The 2,859-nt window shown below is 35.2% G+C and carries 3 protein-coding genes; all 3 read right to left on the bottom strand.

The genetic code is table 11. The features are described from left to right. Positions 1 to 99: 99 nt before the first annotated feature. Genes rlmB through cysS form a run of 3 tightly spaced genes read right to left on the bottom strand, consistent with a single transcriptional unit; the run spans position 100 to position 2,723 of the window. Complete coding sequence (gene rlmB / locus ACW2QF_RS19195) at positions 100 to 840, bottom strand: 23S rRNA (guanosine(2251)-2'-O)-methyltransferase RlmB (RefSeq protein ID WP_455717625.1); 741 nt, start codon at positions 838 to 840, stop codon at positions 100 to 102. Between the two features lie 27 nt (positions 841 to 867). Continuing rightward, positions 868 to 1,341 carry a Mini-ribonuclease 3 gene (locus ACW2QF_RS19190; protein WP_455717624.1) on the bottom strand — a complete coding sequence of 158 codons (474 nt, stop codon included), beginning with the start codon at positions 1,339 to 1,341 and terminating at the stop codon, positions 868 to 870. Continuing rightward, on the bottom strand, positions 1,326 to 2,723 hold the full coding sequence (gene cysS / locus ACW2QF_RS19185) for a cysteine--tRNA ligase (protein WP_455717623.1): 1,398 nt from the start codon (positions 2,721 to 2,723) through the stop codon (positions 1,326 to 1,328). The genes ACW2QF_RS19190 and cysS overlap by 16 nt, the downstream gene beginning before the upstream one ends. Between the last annotated feature and the right edge of the window lie 136 nt (positions 2,724 to 2,859).

The raw sequence follows: 2,859 nt of genomic DNA, 5'->3' as shown, positions 1-2,859 counted from the left end.
AATTATTGCACTTAAATAAAAAATTAAAGCCCTTTTGAATAATATTTTTACTGTAAAGGTCTTTTATTTAATTTATTTATCTACCTATACTAATCAGGTTTAATTCATTCTCTGTCTAACGATCTCATAAGAAAGTACACCCATTGCTACTGATGCATTAAGGGAATCTATGTTACCAAGCATAGGAATCTTAGCTACGAAATCACATTTTTCTTTCACCAATCTTCCAACACCTTCTCCTTCACTACCAATTACAAGGCCGATTGGTCCTTTAAGATCTAGCTTGTACATAACTTCTCCATCCATATCTGCACACACAAACCATAACCCTTCTTTCTTTAGGTCTTCGATAGTTGCTGCAAGATTTGTCACTTTAGCAACTGGTGTGTAGTTGATAGCTCCTGCAGAAGTCTTGGCAACTGTCGCTGTAAGCCCAACTGCTCTTCTCTTAGGAATGATGATTCCATGAGCTCCAGCTTGGTTAGCTGTACGAATCATAGCCCCAAGATTGTGTGGATCTTCGATATTGTCTAATACAATTATAAAAGGAGGTTCCTCCTTATCTCTGGCTGCTTGTAAGATATCTTCTACTGTTGCATAATCATATGCAGCTGTATAAGCGATAACTCCTTGGTGCTTTCCTGTTTCAGATAATTGATCTAGACGTTCTTTTTTCACGAAATTGATGATTGTATCACCTTTTTTTGCTTCTCTTAAGATAGATTTAATTGGTCCATCTTGACAACCATCCAATATAAATAAACGGTCTACTGTCTTACCTGCACGAAATGCTTCTAAAACCGCATTTCTACCTTCAATTGTTAATTCTTCGTATCTCATAAAACTCCTATCTGCCTCTTGGCAATCCTACTTTGCTTTCTCGATCTGAGTAAGTCCAATCTTCATCAACTCAATAATTCGTGGCATCTGATCTGTTAGATATAGATATCCTACTAGCGCTTCAACACCAGTCGCCATACGATAATCCGTAATGGACGCATTCTTTGCTGAAGTGAAGGATTTCGCATTACGGCCTCTCTTATAGAAGCTCATCTCTAATTCCGTTAGCTCGTCCTTAATGGCATAAAACATTGCTACTTGCGCAGATGCCTTCACAAGAGAACTTGCTCTCTTATGAAGTTTCTGAACTGGTGCATTTCCCTTCTCCACTAATAAAGTACGTATGATCACATCATATATAGCATCGCCAATATAAGCAAGGGTTAACGGCGAATACGTCTTAATATCTACATCTTCTAATTGAAAGGAACTTCTTAGATATTTCGCAAAGGATATCTCAGCCTCAGTCGATTCATTCATCGAATTTACGCTCTCTTCCATCTTACTCCTTCTCTCGTATCTTCAAGTATAATTCCTTTATCTAATAGTAAATCACGAATCTCATCTGCTTTTTTGAAATCACGATTCTTTCTAGCATCTTGTCTATCTTTAATTAATTGATCAATATCAGCGTCAAGTAATTCTTCTTTCACATCAACATTAACACCTAATACATCTGTTAATGTTACTATATATTTCTTTGTTTCATCAAGTAATTGCTTTGCAGAATCTGCTGATAACTTTGAGTTTGCTGCTTTAACCATTTCAAAGATTGCTGCAATTGCATCAGCTGTATTGAAATCATCATCCATGGCTGCCTCGAACTTGTCTTTTAAACTGGCGATAGAATCCAAGAAAGTTTTTTCTTCAGCTGTTAATTCTCTCTCAGGAGCATTTTCAGATAAATGTGCTAAATTGCTAACTGAATTCTTAATTCTCTCTAATGCATTCTTAGCTGATTCCATTAATTCTCTACTGAAATTAATTGGACTTCTATAGTGAACATTAAGCATGAAGAAACGAAGTACTTCATATGGATACTCTGCGCCAACTTCTCTTACAGTGAAGAAGTTACCTTCTGACTTAGACATCTTCTTATTATCAATGTTTAAGAAACCATTGTGTAACCAGTACTTAGTAAATTCTTTCCCATTCGCTGCTTCACTTTGAGCAATTTCATTTTCATGATGAGGGAAAATTAGATCTTCTCCACCTGCATGGATATCAATTTGGTCACCAAGATATTTCTTACTCATAACAGAACATTCAATATGCCAACCTGGTCTACCTTGACTCCAAGGTGATTCCCAATATGGTTCTCCATCTTTCTTAGGTTTCCATAATACGAAATCCATTGGATCTTCTTTTTCATCACTAACAGCGATTCTAGCGCCAGCTTCCAAATCATCAATGTTCTTCTTAGATAACTTCCCATATCCATTAAAATCTCTTGTTCTAAAATACACGGATCCATTTTTCTCATAAGCATAGCCTTTATCAATTAAGTTCTGAATCATCTCAATCATTCCATCGATTTCTTGTGTTGCTAAAGGATGTTTCGTTGCAGGCTTTACATTAAGATTTTTCATATCTTCTTTAACAGCATTGATATATCTCTCTGTAATCACAGTTGTAGGAACCCCTTCCTCAACTGCCTTCTTAATAATCTTATCGTCAACATCAGTAAAGTTAGATACATAATTTACATTGTACCCTTTGTATTCGAAATAACGTCTCACAGTATCAAACATAATCATAGGTCTTGCATTACCAATATGAATATAATTATAAACCGTAGGTCCACAGACATACATTCGTACTTTTCCTTCTTCTATCGGTTTGAACTCTTCTTTTTTCTTCGTTAATGTATTATATAACTTCATTTAATCACCATTCCTTTCCTTATTGATAATAAATAGCTAATTATGAACCTCTTTGTAGTGTATAAAGTATACCAATAAATGTATATTAATAAAGTAGAATAGCAAAACTCAGAAATGCGTAGATTTGATTCCCTTA

Source organism: Anaerosporobacter sp. (assembly GCF_965301125.1).
This window is presented reverse-complemented; position numbering and strand designations above follow the sequence as displayed.

Excerpts from the sequence above, each read along its gene's own strand:
- ACW2QF_RS19190 (WP_455717624.1), bottom strand. The coding sequence starts at position 1,341 with ATGGAAGAGAGCGTAAATTCGATGAATGAATCGACTGAGGCTGAGATA.
- rlmB (WP_455717625.1), bottom strand. The coding sequence starts at position 840 with ATGAGATACGAAGAATTAACAATTGAAGGTAGAAATGCGGTTTTAGAA.
- cysS (WP_455717623.1), bottom strand. The coding sequence starts at position 2,723 with ATGAAGTTATATAATACATTAACGAAGAAAAAAGAAGAGTTCAAACCG.